The organism is Vibrio sp. R15-SG3-ISO1A, from assembly GCF_059833955.1.
Genome location: NZ_JCBDGH010000090.1, coordinates 43,434 through 59,910 on the forward strand (window position 1 = coordinate 43,434; position 16,477 = coordinate 59,910).

The 16,477-nt window shown below is 49.4% G+C and carries 17 protein-coding genes; 6 read left to right on the forward strand and 11 right to left on the reverse strand.

Annotation, left to right across the window (positions count from 1 at the left end; all coding sequences use genetic code 11):
- Window positions 1-77: 77 nt before the first annotated feature.
- From AC6R0L_RS16355 to AC6R0L_RS16370, 4 genes are read right to left on the reverse strand one after another with little or no spacing between them, the layout of a single operon-like run.
- The gene (locus AC6R0L_RS16355; protein WP_500629800.1) at window positions 78-770 is read right to left on the reverse strand and encodes a P-loop NTPase family protein; all 693 of its coding nucleotides are present in this window, start codon (window positions 768-770) and stop codon (window positions 78-80) included.
- The gene (locus AC6R0L_RS16360; RefSeq protein ID WP_500629801.1) at window positions 770-2,857 is read right to left on the reverse strand and encodes an SLBB domain-containing protein; all 2,088 of its coding nucleotides are present in this window, start codon (window positions 2,855-2,857) and stop codon (window positions 770-772) included. The genes AC6R0L_RS16355 and AC6R0L_RS16360 overlap by 1 nt, the downstream gene beginning before the upstream one ends.
- Window positions 2,844-3,671 carry an OmpA family protein gene (locus AC6R0L_RS16365; RefSeq protein WP_500629802.1) on the reverse strand — a complete coding sequence of 276 codons (828 nt, stop codon included), beginning with the start codon at window positions 3,669-3,671 and terminating at the stop codon, window positions 2,844-2,846. The genes AC6R0L_RS16360 and AC6R0L_RS16365 overlap by 14 nt, the downstream gene beginning before the upstream one ends.
- 48 nt (window positions 3,672-3,719) lie before the next feature.
- On the reverse strand, window positions 3,720-4,040 hold the full coding sequence (locus AC6R0L_RS16370) for an STAS domain-containing protein (RefSeq protein ID WP_500629803.1): 321 nt from the start codon (window positions 4,038-4,040) through the stop codon (window positions 3,720-3,722).
- Between the two features lie 284 nt (window positions 4,041-4,324).
- On the opposite strand from AC6R0L_RS16370, the gene AC6R0L_RS16375 reads away from it, so the two are divergent.
- Window positions 4,325-5,176, forward strand: coding sequence for a DNA ligase (locus AC6R0L_RS16375; RefSeq protein ID WP_500629804.1), 852 nt, complete (start codon window positions 4,325-4,327; stop codon window positions 5,174-5,176).
- 24 nt (window positions 5,177-5,200) lie between these two features.
- Here AC6R0L_RS16375 and AC6R0L_RS16380 read toward each other — a convergent pair whose 3' ends face one another.
- Complete coding sequence (locus tag AC6R0L_RS16380; RefSeq protein WP_500629805.1) at window positions 5,201-6,178, reverse strand: DUF3080 domain-containing protein; 978 nt, start codon at window positions 6,176-6,178, stop codon at window positions 5,201-5,203.
- A 215-nt stretch (window positions 6,179-6,393) separates the two neighbouring features.
- Window positions 6,394-7,806: an MATE family efflux transporter gene (locus tag AC6R0L_RS16385; protein WP_500629829.1), complete on the reverse strand. Its 1,413-nt coding sequence runs from the start codon at window positions 7,804-7,806 to the stop codon at window positions 6,394-6,396.
- Between the two features lie 119 nt (window positions 7,807-7,925).
- On the opposite strand from AC6R0L_RS16385, the gene AC6R0L_RS16390 reads away from it, so the two are divergent.
- Window positions 7,926-8,534 carry a riboflavin synthase subunit alpha gene (locus tag AC6R0L_RS16390; protein ID WP_500629806.1) on the forward strand — a complete coding sequence of 203 codons (609 nt, stop codon included), beginning with the start codon at window positions 7,926-7,928 and terminating at the stop codon, window positions 8,532-8,534.
- Between the two features lie 76 nt (window positions 8,535-8,610).
- Here AC6R0L_RS16390 and AC6R0L_RS16395 read toward each other — a convergent pair whose 3' ends face one another.
- Window positions 8,611-8,814, reverse strand: coding sequence for a CPXCG motif-containing cysteine-rich protein (locus AC6R0L_RS16395; RefSeq protein WP_334555318.1), 204 nt, complete (start codon window positions 8,812-8,814; stop codon window positions 8,611-8,613).
- A gap of 210 nt (window positions 8,815-9,024) precedes the next feature.
- Window positions 9,025-9,891, reverse strand: a complete 867-nt coding sequence (locus tag AC6R0L_RS16400) for a fructosamine kinase family protein (RefSeq protein ID WP_500629807.1) — start codon at window positions 9,889-9,891, stop codon at window positions 9,025-9,027.
- A 265-nt stretch (window positions 9,892-10,156) separates the two neighbouring features.
- On the opposite strand from AC6R0L_RS16400, the gene AC6R0L_RS16405 reads away from it, so the two are divergent.
- Window positions 10,157-10,501 carry a DUF3802 family protein gene (locus AC6R0L_RS16405; protein ID WP_334555320.1) on the forward strand — a complete coding sequence of 115 codons (345 nt, stop codon included), beginning with the start codon at window positions 10,157-10,159 and terminating at the stop codon, window positions 10,499-10,501.
- A gap of 108 nt (window positions 10,502-10,609) precedes the next feature.
- Here AC6R0L_RS16405 and AC6R0L_RS16410 read toward each other — a convergent pair whose 3' ends face one another.
- Window positions 10,610-11,074 carry a C40 family peptidase gene (locus AC6R0L_RS16410; RefSeq protein WP_500629830.1) on the reverse strand — a complete coding sequence of 155 codons (465 nt, stop codon included), beginning with the start codon at window positions 11,072-11,074 and terminating at the stop codon, window positions 10,610-10,612.
- A 129-nt stretch (window positions 11,075-11,203) separates the two neighbouring features.
- Here AC6R0L_RS16410 and AC6R0L_RS16415 point away from each other — a divergent pair, with 129 nt between their 5' ends.
- Entirely contained in the window at window positions 11,204-13,255 is a 2,052-nt protein-coding gene (locus AC6R0L_RS16415; RefSeq protein WP_500629808.1) for a methyl-accepting chemotaxis protein, read from the forward strand.
- 28 nt (window positions 13,256-13,283) lie between these two features.
- On the opposite strand, the gene AC6R0L_RS16420 is transcribed toward AC6R0L_RS16415, so the two are convergent.
- Window positions 13,284-14,078, reverse strand: coding sequence for a sterol desaturase family protein (locus AC6R0L_RS16420; RefSeq protein WP_500629831.1), 795 nt, complete (start codon window positions 14,076-14,078; stop codon window positions 13,284-13,286).
- Between the two features lie 111 nt (window positions 14,079-14,189).
- Here AC6R0L_RS16420 and AC6R0L_RS16425 point away from each other — a divergent pair, with 111 nt between their 5' ends.
- Both AC6R0L_RS16425 and nagK read left to right on the forward strand, forming a co-directional pair.
- On the forward strand, window positions 14,190-14,942 hold the full coding sequence (locus tag AC6R0L_RS16425) for a tRNA-uridine aminocarboxypropyltransferase (protein ID WP_500629809.1): 753 nt from the start codon (window positions 14,190-14,192) through the stop codon (window positions 14,940-14,942).
- Between the two features lie 144 nt (window positions 14,943-15,086).
- Complete coding sequence (gene nagK / locus AC6R0L_RS16430; protein ID WP_500629810.1) at window positions 15,087-15,995, forward strand: N-acetylglucosamine kinase; 909 nt, start codon at window positions 15,087-15,089, stop codon at window positions 15,993-15,995.
- Window positions 15,996-16,116: 121 nt separating this feature from the next.
- On the opposite strand, the gene AC6R0L_RS16435 is transcribed toward nagK, so the two are convergent.
- The gene (locus AC6R0L_RS16435; RefSeq protein WP_334555325.1) at window positions 16,117-16,383 is read right to left on the reverse strand and encodes a DUF2960 domain-containing protein; all 267 of its coding nucleotides are present in this window, start codon (window positions 16,381-16,383) and stop codon (window positions 16,117-16,119) included.
- Between the last annotated feature and the right edge of the window lie 94 nt (window positions 16,384-16,477).

A 16,477-nucleotide genomic window follows, 5' to 3' on the forward strand; every position in this document is an offset into this window, starting at 1 on the left:
AGTCGAAAATATTCCGTCAGCGGTTTAATTTAACGAAAGAGTTACGTCGATCGCGCTTTCAGCAAGCAGAGAATGAATCAATGCTGATTGAGCAGCTCGTTGCTAAAGAGTTTATTTTGCAGATAGCGGCGAAATTTTGGGGTAAGGAAAGGAATGCGATTGAGCTCTCGCACCATTTCTTGCGCGAGTGTCGGTTGAATTTTTAAATTAAACACGCTGCCAAGCAGCGAAATGGATTCGTTGCTTAGCAGTTGTGTCGCTTTCTCAAGTTGTCCGGTGGTGGTGCTGCCACCGAGCACCACAATCGCGGTTTGATCGCAGGCGGTGGCGGCCACTTGCGCGGGAATATTCCCTCGGTTAATCAGTAATATTGGCGAGGTATCACATACCACGCGGTCGTAACAGCTCAGCCATTGCGTCATGAGCGCTTTCATACAGCGCGGGTCTCGATACTCGAGCAGTGCCTCGGTGGTGGTGGGGGCTGGCACACCGGTAAACAGCTTGTGGCTCACTTCGTGTTCAAGCAACATGCCGGGCATATCTTGATTGTCTATCGCTGATAGGCTCGGGATAAGCGAGGGGTGGAAGGTGTTTAAATCCACCACCAAGGTTTTGAGGCCGGAGAGCAGATAGCGCTCTGCCAAAGCTGTTGCAACAGACGTGACGCCGTCACCTGAATTGCACGAGGTAATACAGATCGAGCGACAGCCTTGCATTTCAGCGGCGAGATAGAGTTGCTCAATTTCAGCATGAGTCGCAGGAATCGTCATTACAGCGCTCCTATCAATACTATGGTTGTTGTGAGTCGCAGAATATCTTCTAAACCCACACGTGCTTTCTCAAGAAAGCTCTCATTGCGATCGGGCACATAGATGGTGTCACCCGCGCGCAATACAGGCAGTTGGTAGATATTGGCGGTTTTACTGAAATCAACCAGGTCAAAGGTTCTTGCTTGCCCCTGACAGCAGGACATGTTGACGATGGAAATCTTCTCTAGATAGGCTCTGTCTGACGGGCCGCCGGCTTCAGCCAGTAGGTCAAGAATGGTCATGTTGTCGTCAAACACATAGCGACCCGGGCTATTGACCGCCCCAAGCACGCGCACGGTGGACTCTTTGGGCGTATCCAACCACACTTTATCTTTCTCGGGGATATAAATAGTGTCACCCATCGTCACATTAGGCAGCAGGCTTTCGTCGCCCGTCTCAAAGTAAAGCGAAAGGTTAAGTTTGCTCACTTTAGCGTAGCGTTTGTCTCTGTGGGTGACACGAATGTTGTGAATATCGGCGTCTTTGGTTGGGCCGTCAGCCGCGGAGAGAATATCAAGAAAATGCATCTCTTTGGTAAAGCGGTAGCGACCGGGGGCGTTGACTTGGCCAAATACATAGATAGAGGCATCGGAGCTCTGGCGCACCCATTGCGACTTGTTGTCACTGGGATCTTGCGGAAGATCGTGTACACGCACAATCGAACCGGCGCTAATGCGAGGCAGTGCCTGACTTGGCGCGCCTTCAAGAATGAAGGTATCAAGGTTAAATTTATGCAACGTTCCATCGGCGGTCACCACTTCAATCTTTGAGGTGTCGGCGCGCAATGTCGGGCCACCGACATGGGCAAGCAAGTCCATCAAATCCATTTCGTCTGACCATTCGATGCGCCCCGGTCTCACTACTTCACCAATCACGCTCACCGCACGGTTAGGCGCTATTTTAAGCCACGACTTTTCATTCATATCGGTTTTTTCCGGTACGAAAATGGCGTCGCCAGACTCAATGGCAGGCATGGCTTGCGGATTTAAACCTTCTGTAAACGCCGTTAGGTCAAATTTGACAACATCGCCATTGGCTTTGATGAGACGGATCTGGCGAGACTCGGCAAAGCGGGTTGGTCCGCCTGCATTGGCCAAAATATCCATAAAAGAGGCGCCGTTTTTACTTTCGTACGCGCCGGGACTTGCCACTTCGCCCATGATGTAAACCACGTTGGCCCCCGCACGAATCTCTTCTTCTTGCTTGGGTACAAAAATGGTCGTGCCTGGATTGATCGTAGGGAGCAGCGAGGTGTCGCCGCTGTCGAGATAGGCTTTGAGATTAAATTTTTGCGGCGAGTTTTCACTGATGACGCGGATCTGCTCAACAGAGGCATAGCGAGTCACGCCGCCAGCACGCATTAGAATATCAACCAGATCTGTTTGTGCTTTGTAGCTAAACGAGCCCGGTGCATTCACTTCGCCAAACACCTTGATGGCGGTGCGCGCGTCGGCGCTGTCACCGGAATTGGCGAGCTTGGCGGCATCGAACTCTTGTTCTATGTTACCTACCAGCGGAGATGCTGGGACAAAAATGGTGTCAAGGGATGCCAGTTCGGGCAGCAAACTTTCATCGCCCGTATCAAGAAAAGATTTGTAATTAAACGACTGTTTCTCAGCGCCGCGCTTAAGCAACATGTTGTTCAACTGAGCGCCAGAACGTAGACCGCCCGCTGCGAAAATGGCCATTTGTACATCGGCACTTTTTGCCAGAGTGTATTCGCCGGGTGAGTTGACATAACCTTGTACTGAGACAAGGATCTGTTGCTCAGCGATAAACACCGTGAGGTTGGAAAGATCGCGAAACACCCGCTCAAGCGATTGTCGCACCGCGGATTCGAGCTGCGCTTCGTTGTAGCCTGCCACATACAGTGCGCCCACTTCAGGCAGAGAGATTCGCCCCCGTTTGTCCACTTGGAAGCCTTTGTTGAGCGTCTCTTCTCCAGGTAAGTCGACTTGAATGAGATCGCCTACTTGCACGCGCTCTACCGCCCAAGCTTGAACGCTAAATGCGAGACATAGTGCGATAAGCCATTTACTCCATGCCATGCAGGCCTCCTTGCGTCACCTCTTCTGCGTCAAGTACTTCGACACTTACGCGGCGGTTGGTGAGTTTGACACCAGCACTATCGCCTTCGAAAAGGGGCAGGGTGTCACCGACCGACTGAGTTTGAACTCGGTTGGGCTCTAAGCCAAAAATGGTTAAATAGCGTTTAACTTGTTTCGCGCGGCCCATTGCGAGCGTTTCATTGTATTGGCTGGAACCATCGGCATCGGCATGGCCGGTCACGCGCAGCGTCAAGGTTGGATGAGTGCGCAGAACGTTCGCGGCTTGCGCGAGATGCCCCATGTATTTGGGGTTGATTTCTGTAGAGTTGTGGGCGAATTGGTTGTCGACGTTGAGAAGATCGAACAGTGATTCCACAGTGCTCAAATGCTCCTGAAATTGCTGTTCGTCCTGAGGAGGCACACAGTTCGCTTGAGCAGTGACATAATCTAAACGCTGCTCAAGTTCATTGAGACGTTTGCGCTGAATCACCAAATCGTTGGCGGCGTCGACCAAAAGTCCGCCCTCAAGCTCACGTGCGATTCGATTCTGTTTTTCAACCGCTTGAACCACCGCCGCAGGAAAGCACCAGCGAGCGCCTTCTCGAATCAGGGAATCAAGGTGCAGTTTGGCAAGTTGCCAGTCGAACCTCAGCCCATGCTCTGGGCCAAGTGGCTCATCTGGCATCACTGGAGAAAAGCTCGATTGCAAATATTGCTCGGCCAAGCCACCTTGACCTTCATCTGGGTAGCTGCTGCACCCGAATATTAAGGTTGTGGTGGCAATCACCGCCAAAGTACGAAGTTGGGTTGCCATACCGACGCTCCTGTTTTGTTAGAGTCTTATTGCTCGGGTAGTGCGACATTAATGCAGCTTTGAATTCACAGGAATCGCCTGGCTAATGCGCAGCAGATTCATGATTTCCAGTGGCTGCCCGCTGACATTTTCAATACGCATTTGGCGATTACGCTCGACTAAACGCTTGTACAAATACACCAGCGCGCCGATGCCTGAAGAGTCGAGAAACTGCACGTCTTTAAAGTCCACTTCGATCTCCGTTTTGTTCTCATCGTCGATAATGGAGTCAATGTAAGGCTGCGCACTGCGACTGCCTTCTGCGTCCATGTTGCCGTGAATAATCAGTGAAATAGTATTGGCGTTGAGTTCTAGAGTTTGCATTTCCATGGTCAATCCCTCGATAAGTGTGTGGGTTGTGTTTGGCTTATCGGTAGTAGAGCATGGAGCGTGCCAATTTTATTTCTTATATATTTTAATGAGTTAAGTTGATCTTCTGTCATTTTCTCATTTTGAGAAATTTGCTTTTGTCATTTTGACAAGCAATTCAACTGCAATTGATAACGTTCTAAGTTTAGGTCAACATGAAGTGGCTCGAACGAATTTTGTTCACAGTTGCATAAGCTTGTAGGCTGAACAATGATGTGCGTAACGCTTTTACATGGATGAATGTTATGCATTTACGTTACACATTAACGGCTTTGGCCATCGTCACGGCACTGACAAGCCAAGCGAGTGAACCCACAGGTGCGGATCCCTGGCTGCAAATGCCACTCGCCAACAGTTATGATGCAAATGTCGATGTTGAGGCGTATTGGAAAAGTGAAAAACTCGATGGGATTCGCGCGATGTGGACGGGCAATACCTTGCTGACTCGAAGTGGCAATCCGATCCATGCGCCAGCGTGGTTTACCGAGTCACTACCGGATTATCCAGTGGAGGGCGAGTTGTGGGCAGGGCGAGGGCGCTTTCACATCGTGCAACAGACAGTGATGGATACCACACCTCACGACGCAGCGTGGAAACAGATCGACTTTATGCTGTTTGATTTGCCGACCTCGGCAGGCAATTATCAAAAACGCTATTACAACTTAATTGCCTTAGTCGAGACCATTGATCGGCCTCACATCCGCTATGTTGAACACACGCCGATAGGCGATGAAGATGAACTGCTGCGCTACCTAGATAGTATTGATAGTGATAACGGCGAAGGGGTAATGCTAAGAAAAATCACCAGTCGTTATCAAGCCGGTCGCAGCACAGACCTGCTCAAACTGAAAAAATATCAAGACACCGAAGCGCAAGTGCTTGGTCATAAAGTGGGTAAGGGAAAATACAAAGGCATGCTCGGCGCGCTGCTGGTCAAGATGCCGAACGGCATAGAGTTTTACATTGGTAGCGGGTTTAACGATGAACAGCGCCGCAATCCACCACCACTTGGCAGTACCGTTACCTTTCGCTACAACGGACTCACCCAAAATGGTGTGCCCAAGTTCGCGCGTTTTATTCGCGTCCACCAAGAGTAAGAGGTCTCACTTTCCAGCCAGCTATCAGCGTGGAGAGTCCCCACACCGCGCAAAAAGCTGCTGCCAATACTTGACGTGTTCTAGCGTGGCTTGGCGATATGCTTGGTAGGCCGTGTCAATAGGGTACGCCGGGTCAAGGGGGACTTCAGTGAGAAAAGTGAGATGAGGTTCTAGCGCGTAGTAGAGTTTATCGTAATAGCTCAGTTCGGGTTGAATTTTCTCTATATAGATAGATTGGAATACGTTACGTAGATAGCGATACCGAGTGGTGTCACGGCCGGCGCCACACACAATCACATCATCATTCTGATGTAACTGCTTGGTGATGGTATCGAGCCACAATCTACTGTTTTGCAGAGAAAACAGTAGATTCCCCAACCACAATTGCTTGTCCAGCACCTCTTGATGAGGTCGGATTGGATGGGCGTATTGCCACGCACTGCGTGGTTCAATCAATTCGGAAATGCCTGCCAAGGTTTGCAACGCACTGACAAAACGCTCGTCAGGAAATCCATTACTCGGTGAGAGCCAATCTTGAACTTGAAGTTGGCGCCGCATCGCATCGCTGGTGTAGAGCAAGTTAAACCAATGGCTTCTAAGCTGCGCCTCTTTGCTAGGTAAGAGTGTCGAGAGCGTTGCTATGAGCGCAGGAGAAAGAGACTCAGCGTTGATGCAGCGTTGAATACCTCTTAATAACTCTGTTTGATAATCGAAATTGGCGAACTCGTCTTGCACTTTGCCTAGTGACGAATTTTTTTCAGCGATCAGATGAAAGAGCCCACATTTTCTTAACTCATAGCTGTCGAGCAAGCCAATGGTTGTGGCAGCGATGTCGATTCGAATGTCTGATTGCGCGGGGAGCGACCAATAAACCGCATCTGGCGGATCCAGCGCGGGTTTATCTTGAACATTCGCAACACGGCTTAAATAGTCGTCAAATCGTCCACCGGTAGAATGCGCGCCAAAGTCGCAGCCTGATAAAAGCGCGAGCCATCCTATCACCACCAACCCTATGATGAGTGTTCGGATGTGAGGGCCCAGGGATAGGGGCATTGTCCGATTGTTCTTTGCTGTTTCATTGACATCATAGCGAGGAGTCATGGATTACTGTCTGGTGGTTTGATTGATAAGTTGTTACGTATGAGCCCAAGTATGGTTCAAAAAGACCAGCATGTAGCTGGTCTTAAGAAGAAAACAGGTGATAAGCAAACACGTCCTTATTTCGATGCAAACTCTAACTGCAACTGTTCAGGTTGGCGGTGCATCCACTTGAGGCGCAGACCCAGCATCAACGCAGCGGAGGACAAACCGACAATGAATCCCATCCAAAAGCCGTGTGCGCCCATGGGGTCGGTAATCCAACCGGTCATCGCGAGAATGTAACCGGTGGGTAGCCCTAACACCCAGTAGGCGATAAAGGTACGGTTAAAAATCGCAGACATGTCTTTATAGCCACGAAGCGCACCCGCAGCGACCACTTGAATGGCGTCAGTCACTTGGTAAATCGCCGCGAGTAGCAGCAGTTGCAGGGCAAGATCGATCACCGCACGGTTGTGAGTGTAGAGCAGTGCGATCTGTTCACGAAAGACGACAGTGAGGACGGCCGTGGCTAGTGACAGTGTCACTGAGACAATAATGCCGACACGAGAAGCCACTGCGGCGCCATCCACACTCTCTTCACCCAGCTTATGACCCACGCGAATACTGGTCGCAGCGCCAATGCTCATGGGCAACATAAAGACCAGCGAACTGAAGTTGATCGCCACTTGGTGAGCGGCGACGACTAAGGGCCCAAGAGGGGCAACCAACAGCGCGACGACCGCGAACAGTGTAACTTCAAAAAACATCGCGGCAGCGACGGGAAAGCCAAGTTTTAACAAGCGGACTTGAGCAGCCAGCTTAGGCGCGCACCACTGACCAAACACGTTGATATGCGCTAAGCGTTTCGAGGTCACGACGTAGAAAAGCAACATGGCAAACATGACCCAATAGACAATCGCGGTGGCAACGCCACACCCAACGCCGCCTAACGCCGGGGCGCCAAATTTACCAAAGACAAAAATCCAGTTGAGAGGGATATTCAGTAAAAGCCCGAGAAAGCCAATCACCATCGCGGGTTTGGTTAACGACATGCCATCGGTAAAACTGCGCAAGGTTTGAAACAGCAAAAAGGCCGGAACGGCAAGCATCACCGCATCCATATAACCGATGGTTTTGGACGCCATCACGGGTTCGATGTCCATTAGGCCTAAAATGGTTTGTGTTTGCAGCAACACGATCACAGTCGGCACGCTGAGTAGTAGCGCCATAATGATGCCTTGATGAATTTCAAATGGGATTTTGTGCTGACGACCAGAGCCATTGAGCTGCGCGACAACCGGCACCAACGCCATAAGCAAACCGATACCAAACAAGATGGTCGGTAGCCAGATACTGGCGGCAATCGACACCGCCGCCATATCGGTGGCACTGACAGCCCCGGCCATCACGGTATCGACGAATCCCATTCCGGTTTGAGCGACGGAGGCGATCAAGACAGGTGTGGCCAACTTGATGAGGGCTTTGGCCTCTGATTGATAACGTTGCACGGAAATCTCCAACTTACGGTCGTTATTATAATAGAAGTGAATAGTACGCTTGTGCGCGATGATAAAGAAGTGTCACACTAAGCGCCATCAAAATACGTATCAATACTGTCTTATCTTGCACACTGAGCAAGGTGAGCCCGACAAAACAGGTGGAAGTGAGTATGTTTACGGGAATTGTACAAGGAACGGCGCAAGTTGTATCCATTGAAAAAAAAGAGAACTTTCAAACTCATGTGATTGCACTTTCAGAGACGATGCGAGAAGGACTGGCTATCGGCGCATCGGTCGCGCATAACGGCTGCTGCTTGACGGTCACACACATCGACGGTGCAAACATCAGTTTCGATTTAATGCAGGCGACGCTGCGTTTGACCAATCTTGGTGAGTTGAACGAGGGCGACCAAGTCAATATCGAACGGGCGGCTAAGTTTGGCGATGAAATTGGCGGTCATTCTATGTCGGGTCACATCAGTGCAATGGCCAAGATCGTTGAGATCATTGATACGCCTAACAATCGTACTATCTGGTTTGAGTTGCCTGAAGAGTGGCTCAAATACGTATTAGCCAAAGGCTATATTGGTCTAGACGGTTGTTCGCTGACCATTGGTGAGGTTAAAGATTCGCGCTTTTCGGTGCACCTGATCCCGGAAACCATGCAGCGTACCTTGTTTGGCCGCCGTCAAGTGGGTGATGCCATCAATGTTGAGTTTGATCCGCAAACCCAAGCGATTGTGGATACCGTCGAGCGCGTATTGGCAAGTCGTACCTAACCTCGTTAGGCGATCGTGGATGACCAGTCCTGAGCGCTCGTTGCGTTCAATCCGTGCTGTGCTTTAGGCTCGAGCGTTAAAAAATCTGTTCATCATCGGCGTCGACTTGGAGCTCAACCGTATCGTGCAACTCGTCGACCATCATATTGAGATGAATCGTGTGACAACAGGCAGGGCAGTCATCATAAAAGTTTTGACTGCCATTGGACGCGTCGAGCGTAATGGCAATATGGTGCCCGCAATGAGGGCAAGAGATACGTTTTTCGGTGTATTCACGCATAACAGACTCCTTGCAACAAAACCGCCTTGGCGATGAATAAAGCATACGCTGACTTGTTGCTGTTTGACGTGAATTAAGTAAAAAATTTGACCTACTAAGGAAAAATCCCACCAAAGAAGTAGGCCGCGCAGAGTTTATCTACGCGGCCTTTTGGTTAGATTTAACGTATCTTCTCTACACGTAACGTCGAGGCGTAGAGATTAGTCAAGATCAGTAGCTGAGAATCGTGTTGATGCTTTTTTGTGCTTGCTCGAGATAGTGCCCGCCAAATTGGTTGTAGTGATTTAAGAGGTGGTAGAGGTTGTAGATCTCTTTACGCTCGGAATAGCCAAGATCGAGCGGTAAAATACTTTCATAACCTTGGTAAAACTCAGGCTGAAATCCCTCAAACAACTCAGTCATGGCAATATCGCACTCGTGATCACCCCAATAGCATGCCGGATCGTAGCAAATCGGACCAAACACAGAGAGCGATGCGTTACCATGCCACAAATCACCATGAAGTAGCGAAGGGCTAGGGTGGTGATTGGCTAAGCGGTCGCGGATGACTTGGGTAAATTCATCAATATCGACCAAATTAATCCCTTTCTCTTTCATCAGTTGCAGTTGCCAACCGATACGCTGCTCTGCAAAAAAGTGGTTCCATTTTTTCGTCCACGGATTGGGTTGCAAGGTCGCGCCAATATAGTTATCGACATCAAAGCCATACTCTTTTTGTTCGCCCCACTGATGCAAACGTGCCAGTTGCTGACCAAACTTGTAGCTGTTTTCGGCATCGTCGAGCGGCTTAGTCGGCAGATAGTTGAGGATGATGAAGGCGTGAGTCTTGCTTTTGCCAACGGCGATCAACTCTGGGACAAAAACGGTATTGCTCTCCCGCATAATACGGATGTTTTCCGCTTCAATTTCGAACTTAGGCAAAAATTCACGAGTGTTCACTTTGACGAAATAACGTTGCTCGCCATCAGAGATCATATAGCAATCACTGATATCGCCGCCGCTGATGCGTGTTTTTTCGAGGATTTCGAAATTGAACATTAGGGTATCGGAAAGGTGCTTAGAGATCGCTTGCCACATAATCTGCCCTCAACTCGTTGCTATAAATCCAGTTTAGAAGAGTTGACGCACAATTACTGGTTTCTAGTGCAAAAATTTCAATCATTTCGAGACTTTAAACGTACGGTTAACGAAAGTGTGACCGTGCTCTAATCGAACAGTGAATTCCAGCTTGGTGCAAAAAAACAACATAAGCATGGATTCTTAGCCTGAATTGGTTGTGAAAGGGTAAAAAAATGACTTAGTATTATTACTGTATGGAACGACATAAGTAAGAGGGTGGATTGTGGTCGTTGACACAGATGGTTACTTAGCATTAATTGAACATTTAGCACTTAATATTGATATTTTCACAGCGGCTGATGGTGATACCGGAACAGAGAGCGTGGAAGACGTGGTGACCGATATGGTGGCAAGTAACATCATGGCCATTTTTGAGCAAAATCCTGAACTCCACTCCAGTGTCCGTTTCAAGTTACTCAAAGAAGCTGACTCTGTTGTTGAAGATTTAGGTGAAGTGTTGGCGGGTGTGTGGACTAAACCGGCGACCAATGAGCAAATCACTTTCCTTGATGAGTTTATTGCTCTGTTGAAAAACTTGTTCGATAGCGCTGTCGCCAAATACGACTAACGCAACGATTCGAGCCTGTCGGTAGCGACAATAAACAAAACCGCCCAAATAGGGCGGTTTTGTTGTTTTGGCATATCCAATTTATATTGTCTTGAGTAGACGCCATGCCTACGCTGGCGGCGTTTCGATGCGTCTAAAGTGCCAGAACTTCGAGGCCCAATATGGATTATCTAAGCGAGAAATGATCACGCCTTTGGATGTCGAGGCGTGCATGAATCGCTTGTTACCCACATAAACCCCCACGTGACGCACATTCCACGAGGTTTTGAAAAACGCCAAATCACCGACTTGAGCGTCTTGGTAGTCTATTTGTGCGCCGAGTTTCACCTGAGCTTTGGTGGTACGCGGAAGACTCAATTCAAGCGCGTCGCGATAGGCTATCTGCACAAACGCCGAGCAATCAATCCCAGAGTATGAGCTGCCGCCTAAACGATAGGGCACCCCCTTCCACTGCTCATAAACTTGCATAAATGACTGATTAACGGTTTGTTCGTGTGCGCTTAACGGCTGGTTAAGCGGTGCCTGCGCCGAGCGCTGGGGCGCACTGCTGCAGGCGAAAAGCGCTAGCGCCATCAATGTTGTCGCTATTGTGCTGGTGGGTATCCTTACGACTTTCTTCACATTCACTCCTGACACGTGGTTGTCATAATCACGTCATACACTACGCGCATCTAAACTTTTGTATGAAGTCGGTTCCAAACTATGACTCAAAACAAACCCGCGACTGCGCACACTAAACATCGTAAATCGTTATCACTGATTCAAACCATCAGTGCGGTGTTTCTCTCCATCACCATACTGGTGATCGTCCAGTCTGTCACCAGTGTGAAAGGCTTAGAGAGAGTGGACGCACAATTTCACCGCTTATCAAACCAAGCGCTGCCATTAGCGATGACAAACGCTAAGTTAACACAAACCATTTTAGACCAGCTCAAGCAACTGAGCTATGGCACACAAGTCGAAAGCCAAACGGAGTTGACGCAGATTCAAGAGCAGGTTGAACAGCGCATTAGTCAATCACACCAATATGCGCAAGATGTATTCACTATTGCCAACGAGTTTGATCAAGCCATTTCCACTGAAGAGCAAACAGCGCTGGCGGACAATATTGATCAGCTGAGTCAATTGACGCGACAAATTCTCGCAACACAAGCGGCCCTTCTTCAGCGTCAAGCGCAGATCAACACAGACGTCAGCGGTTTTCGTTATGGATTAAGTTCAATCGGTCCTGAAATGAACCGAATCAGCTCATTTTTGGCGATAGATAACCCAGAATCAAGTGATGCGGCGAACCGATTTATTGCCAGTGCCAGTTCAATGGAGAGCACTTTTCTCGTGCTGATGATGCAAGACAACTTGGATCAGGCGATGGACGAATACAAAGAGATGCGCAACCGGATCGCCGGCATCACCTTAGCGTACGATGACTTCGCTGACTGGCACCCGGATGTGGTTGAATTTGCCAGCTTGATCGCGCCGTATGAGATGGTTTTAGCGGGATTTGAAGACGGTGGCGTCTTACAACAGATCCTCGACAAACTTGAACTGGCCGATACGCAAAGAGCGAACGTAGCAAAAGCAGCGGTATTGGCGAATCAAACCGTTACTCTTTTGAATCAGCTTTCAGACACATCCGAGGGGCTAATGAACGATAGCCAGGCGGTGGTTAACACGGCGATGAGTCAAATTGTCTCGACCATGCTGTTAAGTAGTGCCCTCTTGGTGACATTGGTGGTGGTCTCTTGGTTGGCACTACGCAGTTGGACAAGTCGCGGCTTGAAGAATATACTCGCTAGCCTTACCACACTCACAGAGCATGACTTTTCTCAATCGATTACTTCAGTCGGGCCGTTTGAATTTAAAGAGATCGCCCGTAAGCTCAATCAAGTCATTGCATCAACCAATGAGTCTATTTCGACAGTGACACGCAACTGCGAAACCTTATATCAAACCGCTGAAATCAGTCACGACGCCGCTGAGCAATCCAATCAAAGTTTGACTCAGCAAAACGAAGCGTTGGCGAGCATGGTGACCACAGTGACCCAATTAGAGGCATCGATTCGTGAAATCGCGCAGGTGACCAATGAATCTTACGGCGAGTCTCAAGCCGCCGCGCAGTTTTCAAGTCAAGGCGTCAGCGCTATTGTCGATAATCAAGCCAGATTGCAATCGCTAGAACAGACATTAAACCTGAACGAATCTTCGATGGTCGAGTTAGATAATCGCGTCAAACAGATTCGTGAAATGGTGGATATGATCGCCGGAATTGCAGAAAACACCAATTTGCTGGCACTCAATGCTGCAATAGAAGCGGCAAGGGCAGGTGAGCAAGGGCGAGGCTTTGCGGTAGTCGCAGATGAAGTGAGGAAACTGGCCAGCGATACTTCTAAGCAAACCACGCAAATTAGTCAGCGTATGGGGGAGTTGGTCTCTGCGGCGGAGAAGTCGCGCCAAGCCGTTGCTGATACTAGAGCGGAAATGACCCACGCACTGGCGTCGAGTGAAACGGTGAAACACACCTTTGCCGACATCGAACAAGCGGTTAACCAAATCAAATTGCGCGTCGAGCAGATCACGGTAGCCACTGAAGAGCAAGAGCGCGCCACCGCTGATGTGAGCCAATCCATTACTCAGGTTTCCGATCAGGGTCAACAGACCAAATTGCAGCTGGAATCGATGGTTGAAAGCTCAGAACAAGTGGCCGACATTGCGGGCCAACAACAGACAATGTTGCATAAGTACCGCTTGTCCTGAGAAAAATAAGCGAGAGAAATATCGATAGTTAGGTTTTGGGGCGGCGAAAGGGCTGAGACAGCATTTTATCGAGCCACTGCTCGCGTGCTTGGTTGAAGATCGGTAAACCGATCTTCACTTCATCGTGGCCCAAAGCGGGCTGGTCGATGTAAGTGCCAAACCCTCTATCCCATATTGAAAGAAAGAAGCCAAAGTTGGAGTGTGTCTCACGAGGGATGACTGAATGATGCACTCGATGCATGTCTGGTGTGACGATGAAGTGACGCAGCTTTCGCTCCCAATCAAGACACAGCTTGGCGTTGCTATGGTTGAACATCGCACTCGCATTGAGCAGCACTTCAAACGCCACTACAGCAATCGGCGACACGCCCAGGCTCAATACCAAGGCCATTTTAATCAGCATCGAGAGAAGAATCTCTAGCGGATGAAATCTCGCCCCGGTGGTGACATCGATGTCTTGATCCGCGTGATGCATGCGGTGCAATCGCCACAGCAAAGGGATGCGATGAAACAGGCGGTGCTGAATATAAATGGCTAAATCGAGCAGTAACACAGATAGGACAACATTGAGCCAAGCAGGTACCTCCAGCCAATGCATGACGCCAAATTGATACTCGAGCGCGTACAAAGCAACGCCAAAAGCGAGGGTTGGCAGCAATAGGCTAAGAACAACAGAGTTAAACGCCACAAGCGTGAGGTTATTGAGCCAACGCACCGCTTTACTCTGGGTCAAGGTTTTACGCGGCACACACAACTCCCACAGCCCACACGCGAGCAGTACACCGATAAATACGCTGAGTCGAATAAATTGTGGGTCTTGCATGGCGTCCTCTACATTTTCTACTTCTACTTCTACATCGGGGTGAGTTTTGATTGAATCTCCCATCATGCTAGGTACACTCTAGCTCCCTAATTTGACCTTGCCAAACATTGTATGAGAGTTCACGCGTTTCATCGCTTATACCAACACCGATTAGACCGCTCAACCAAACCGTTTATTGCACGCGGCTGCAAAGTGGTGCGCTGCCCTTATTGCCAAGTGGCGCAGTCGTATTGCCTATGCGCGCATCAACCCAACATCGAGTGTGGCGTGCAGGTTTTGCTCATTGTCTCAGATAATGAAGTGTTCAAACCAAGCAACACGGGGCGGTTAATTGCCGATACCGTGCGTGAGACGCATGTCTATCAGTGGCAGCGCACAGAGCCCGATCCTGACATGCTCGCTCTCATCGCCGATCCAAGCAACGCGCCGGTGTTGGTGTTTCCAGATGCCTACGTAGACGATAGTTCTCGTTTAGTCACACCGGAGTGGATTCAAAGCCAAAGCCTCAATCAACCGAATAAGACGCCATTACTGATTTTGTTTGATGGCAGTTGGCGAGAAGCGCGAAAAATGTTTCGCAAATCGCCTTATTTGGCGCATTTACCCGTGGTTTCGCTGACACCAGAAAGCGTGTCCCAATACCTGATTCGCCGCTCTGACAATGAGCAGCACCTCGCGACAGCAGAAGTAGCCAGCCTATTGCTGGCGCAACTGGGCGAAGTCAAGGCATCTCGCACACTGAGCGATTGGTTTTCGGTGTTTCGTGAAGCCTATCTACTGACAAAAAGTCGCGGCTTGGGCGATGCCACTCGTCCGGCGCTGAAACATTTCATCGAACAGAATCAAAATGAGAATTCGATCTAAAAGCCAGGGTTTGAGTGGCGATTGTCTGCGCACCTGGTTTTAAGCAACAACTAAATCCGTCATCGGTCACGGAATGTAGGCGTAGCAATATGGATAATGAGTCGATTTATAAAATTGATAACATTGATTTCTGGGAGAGAAACCATGTACTACGGCTTTGATGTGGGTGGCACTAAGATTGAGTTTGGTGCGTTCAATAAGCAGTTAGAGCGTGTTGCAACCGAGCGTGTGCCTACACCAACCGATAACTATGACTTGCTGGTCGAGACCATCTCGGGCTTGGTGAGCAAATACGATGCGCAGTTCGGCTGCGAAGGCAAGATTGGCCTGGGTTTGCCAGGTATGGAAGATGCCGATGACGGCACCGTGCTGACCGTTAACGTTCCTGCAGCGAAAGGCAAACCGCTGCGCAGCGATCTGGAAGCGAAAATTGGTCGTGGCGTTAAAATCGAAAACGATGCGAACTGTTTTGCTCTATCAGAAGCGTGGGACGATGAGCTGAAAGATGAGCCTTCAGTGATGGGCCTTATTCTCGGCACCGGCTTTGGTGGCGGTTTGGTGTATGAAGGTAAAGTATTCTCAGGTCGCAACCACGTTGCGGGCGAACTGGGTCATATGCGTTTGCCTATCGATGCTTGGTTCCACCTTGGTGACAACGCCCCGCTGCTGGGCTGTGGTTGTGGCAAGAAGGGCTGTTTGGACAGCTACCTGTCTGGTCGCGGCTTTGAGCTTATCTACGAGCACTACTTCCAAGAGTCGAAAAAAGCGATCGATATCATCACCGCTTACCAACAAGGCGAGAGCAAAGCCGTTGAGCACGTTGAGCGCTTTATGGAGCTACTTGCGATCTGTTTTGCCAACATCTTTACCGCCAATGACCCTCATGTGGTCGCACTGGGCGGCGGTCTCTCGAATTTCGCATTGATTTATGAAGAGATGCCAAAACGTGTGCCGAAATACCTACTGTCTGTGGCCAAGTGTCCGAAAATCATCAAAGCGAAACACGGTGACTCTGGCGGCGTGCGTGGCGCGGCATTCTTGAATATCAAGTAACGGATGGTCATAAAGAAATAAAAAGAGAGCTTGCCTAGGCAAGCTCTCTTTTTATCCGTGGATTAATGGGTCGTGGTGTTTGCGGCTCATAGCAATTAAGTTAGTGAGCGCAGAGACGTCTCTACGACTTCTTTTTACCCACACCCAAGTTTTCTTTTTGCGCTAGGGTGATTTTGTCAAACCCTAACTTTCTGAAGTGGTTGTCCCGGTAGTTGCGCATCGCCTTGGTGTCAGAGACGGCTTCGATTTGCTGCTCCATCTTGAGATAGGCTGAAATATCAAGACCTTCCGCTTCGGCGACGGCTTCATGAATATTGCGATGCTGCTGGTAGGAAAAAGTCAGGGTTTTATCTTCACCTTTGTAGGTGTAGAGGATGGTACGCGCCATAAATCTTCTCTATAAAAGTCACTAAAGCGTGGAGGCTTTGGTTAGCGTCCACGCTGGCAAATCGAATCGTGGTGCGATCACAAGGATCGTCGTT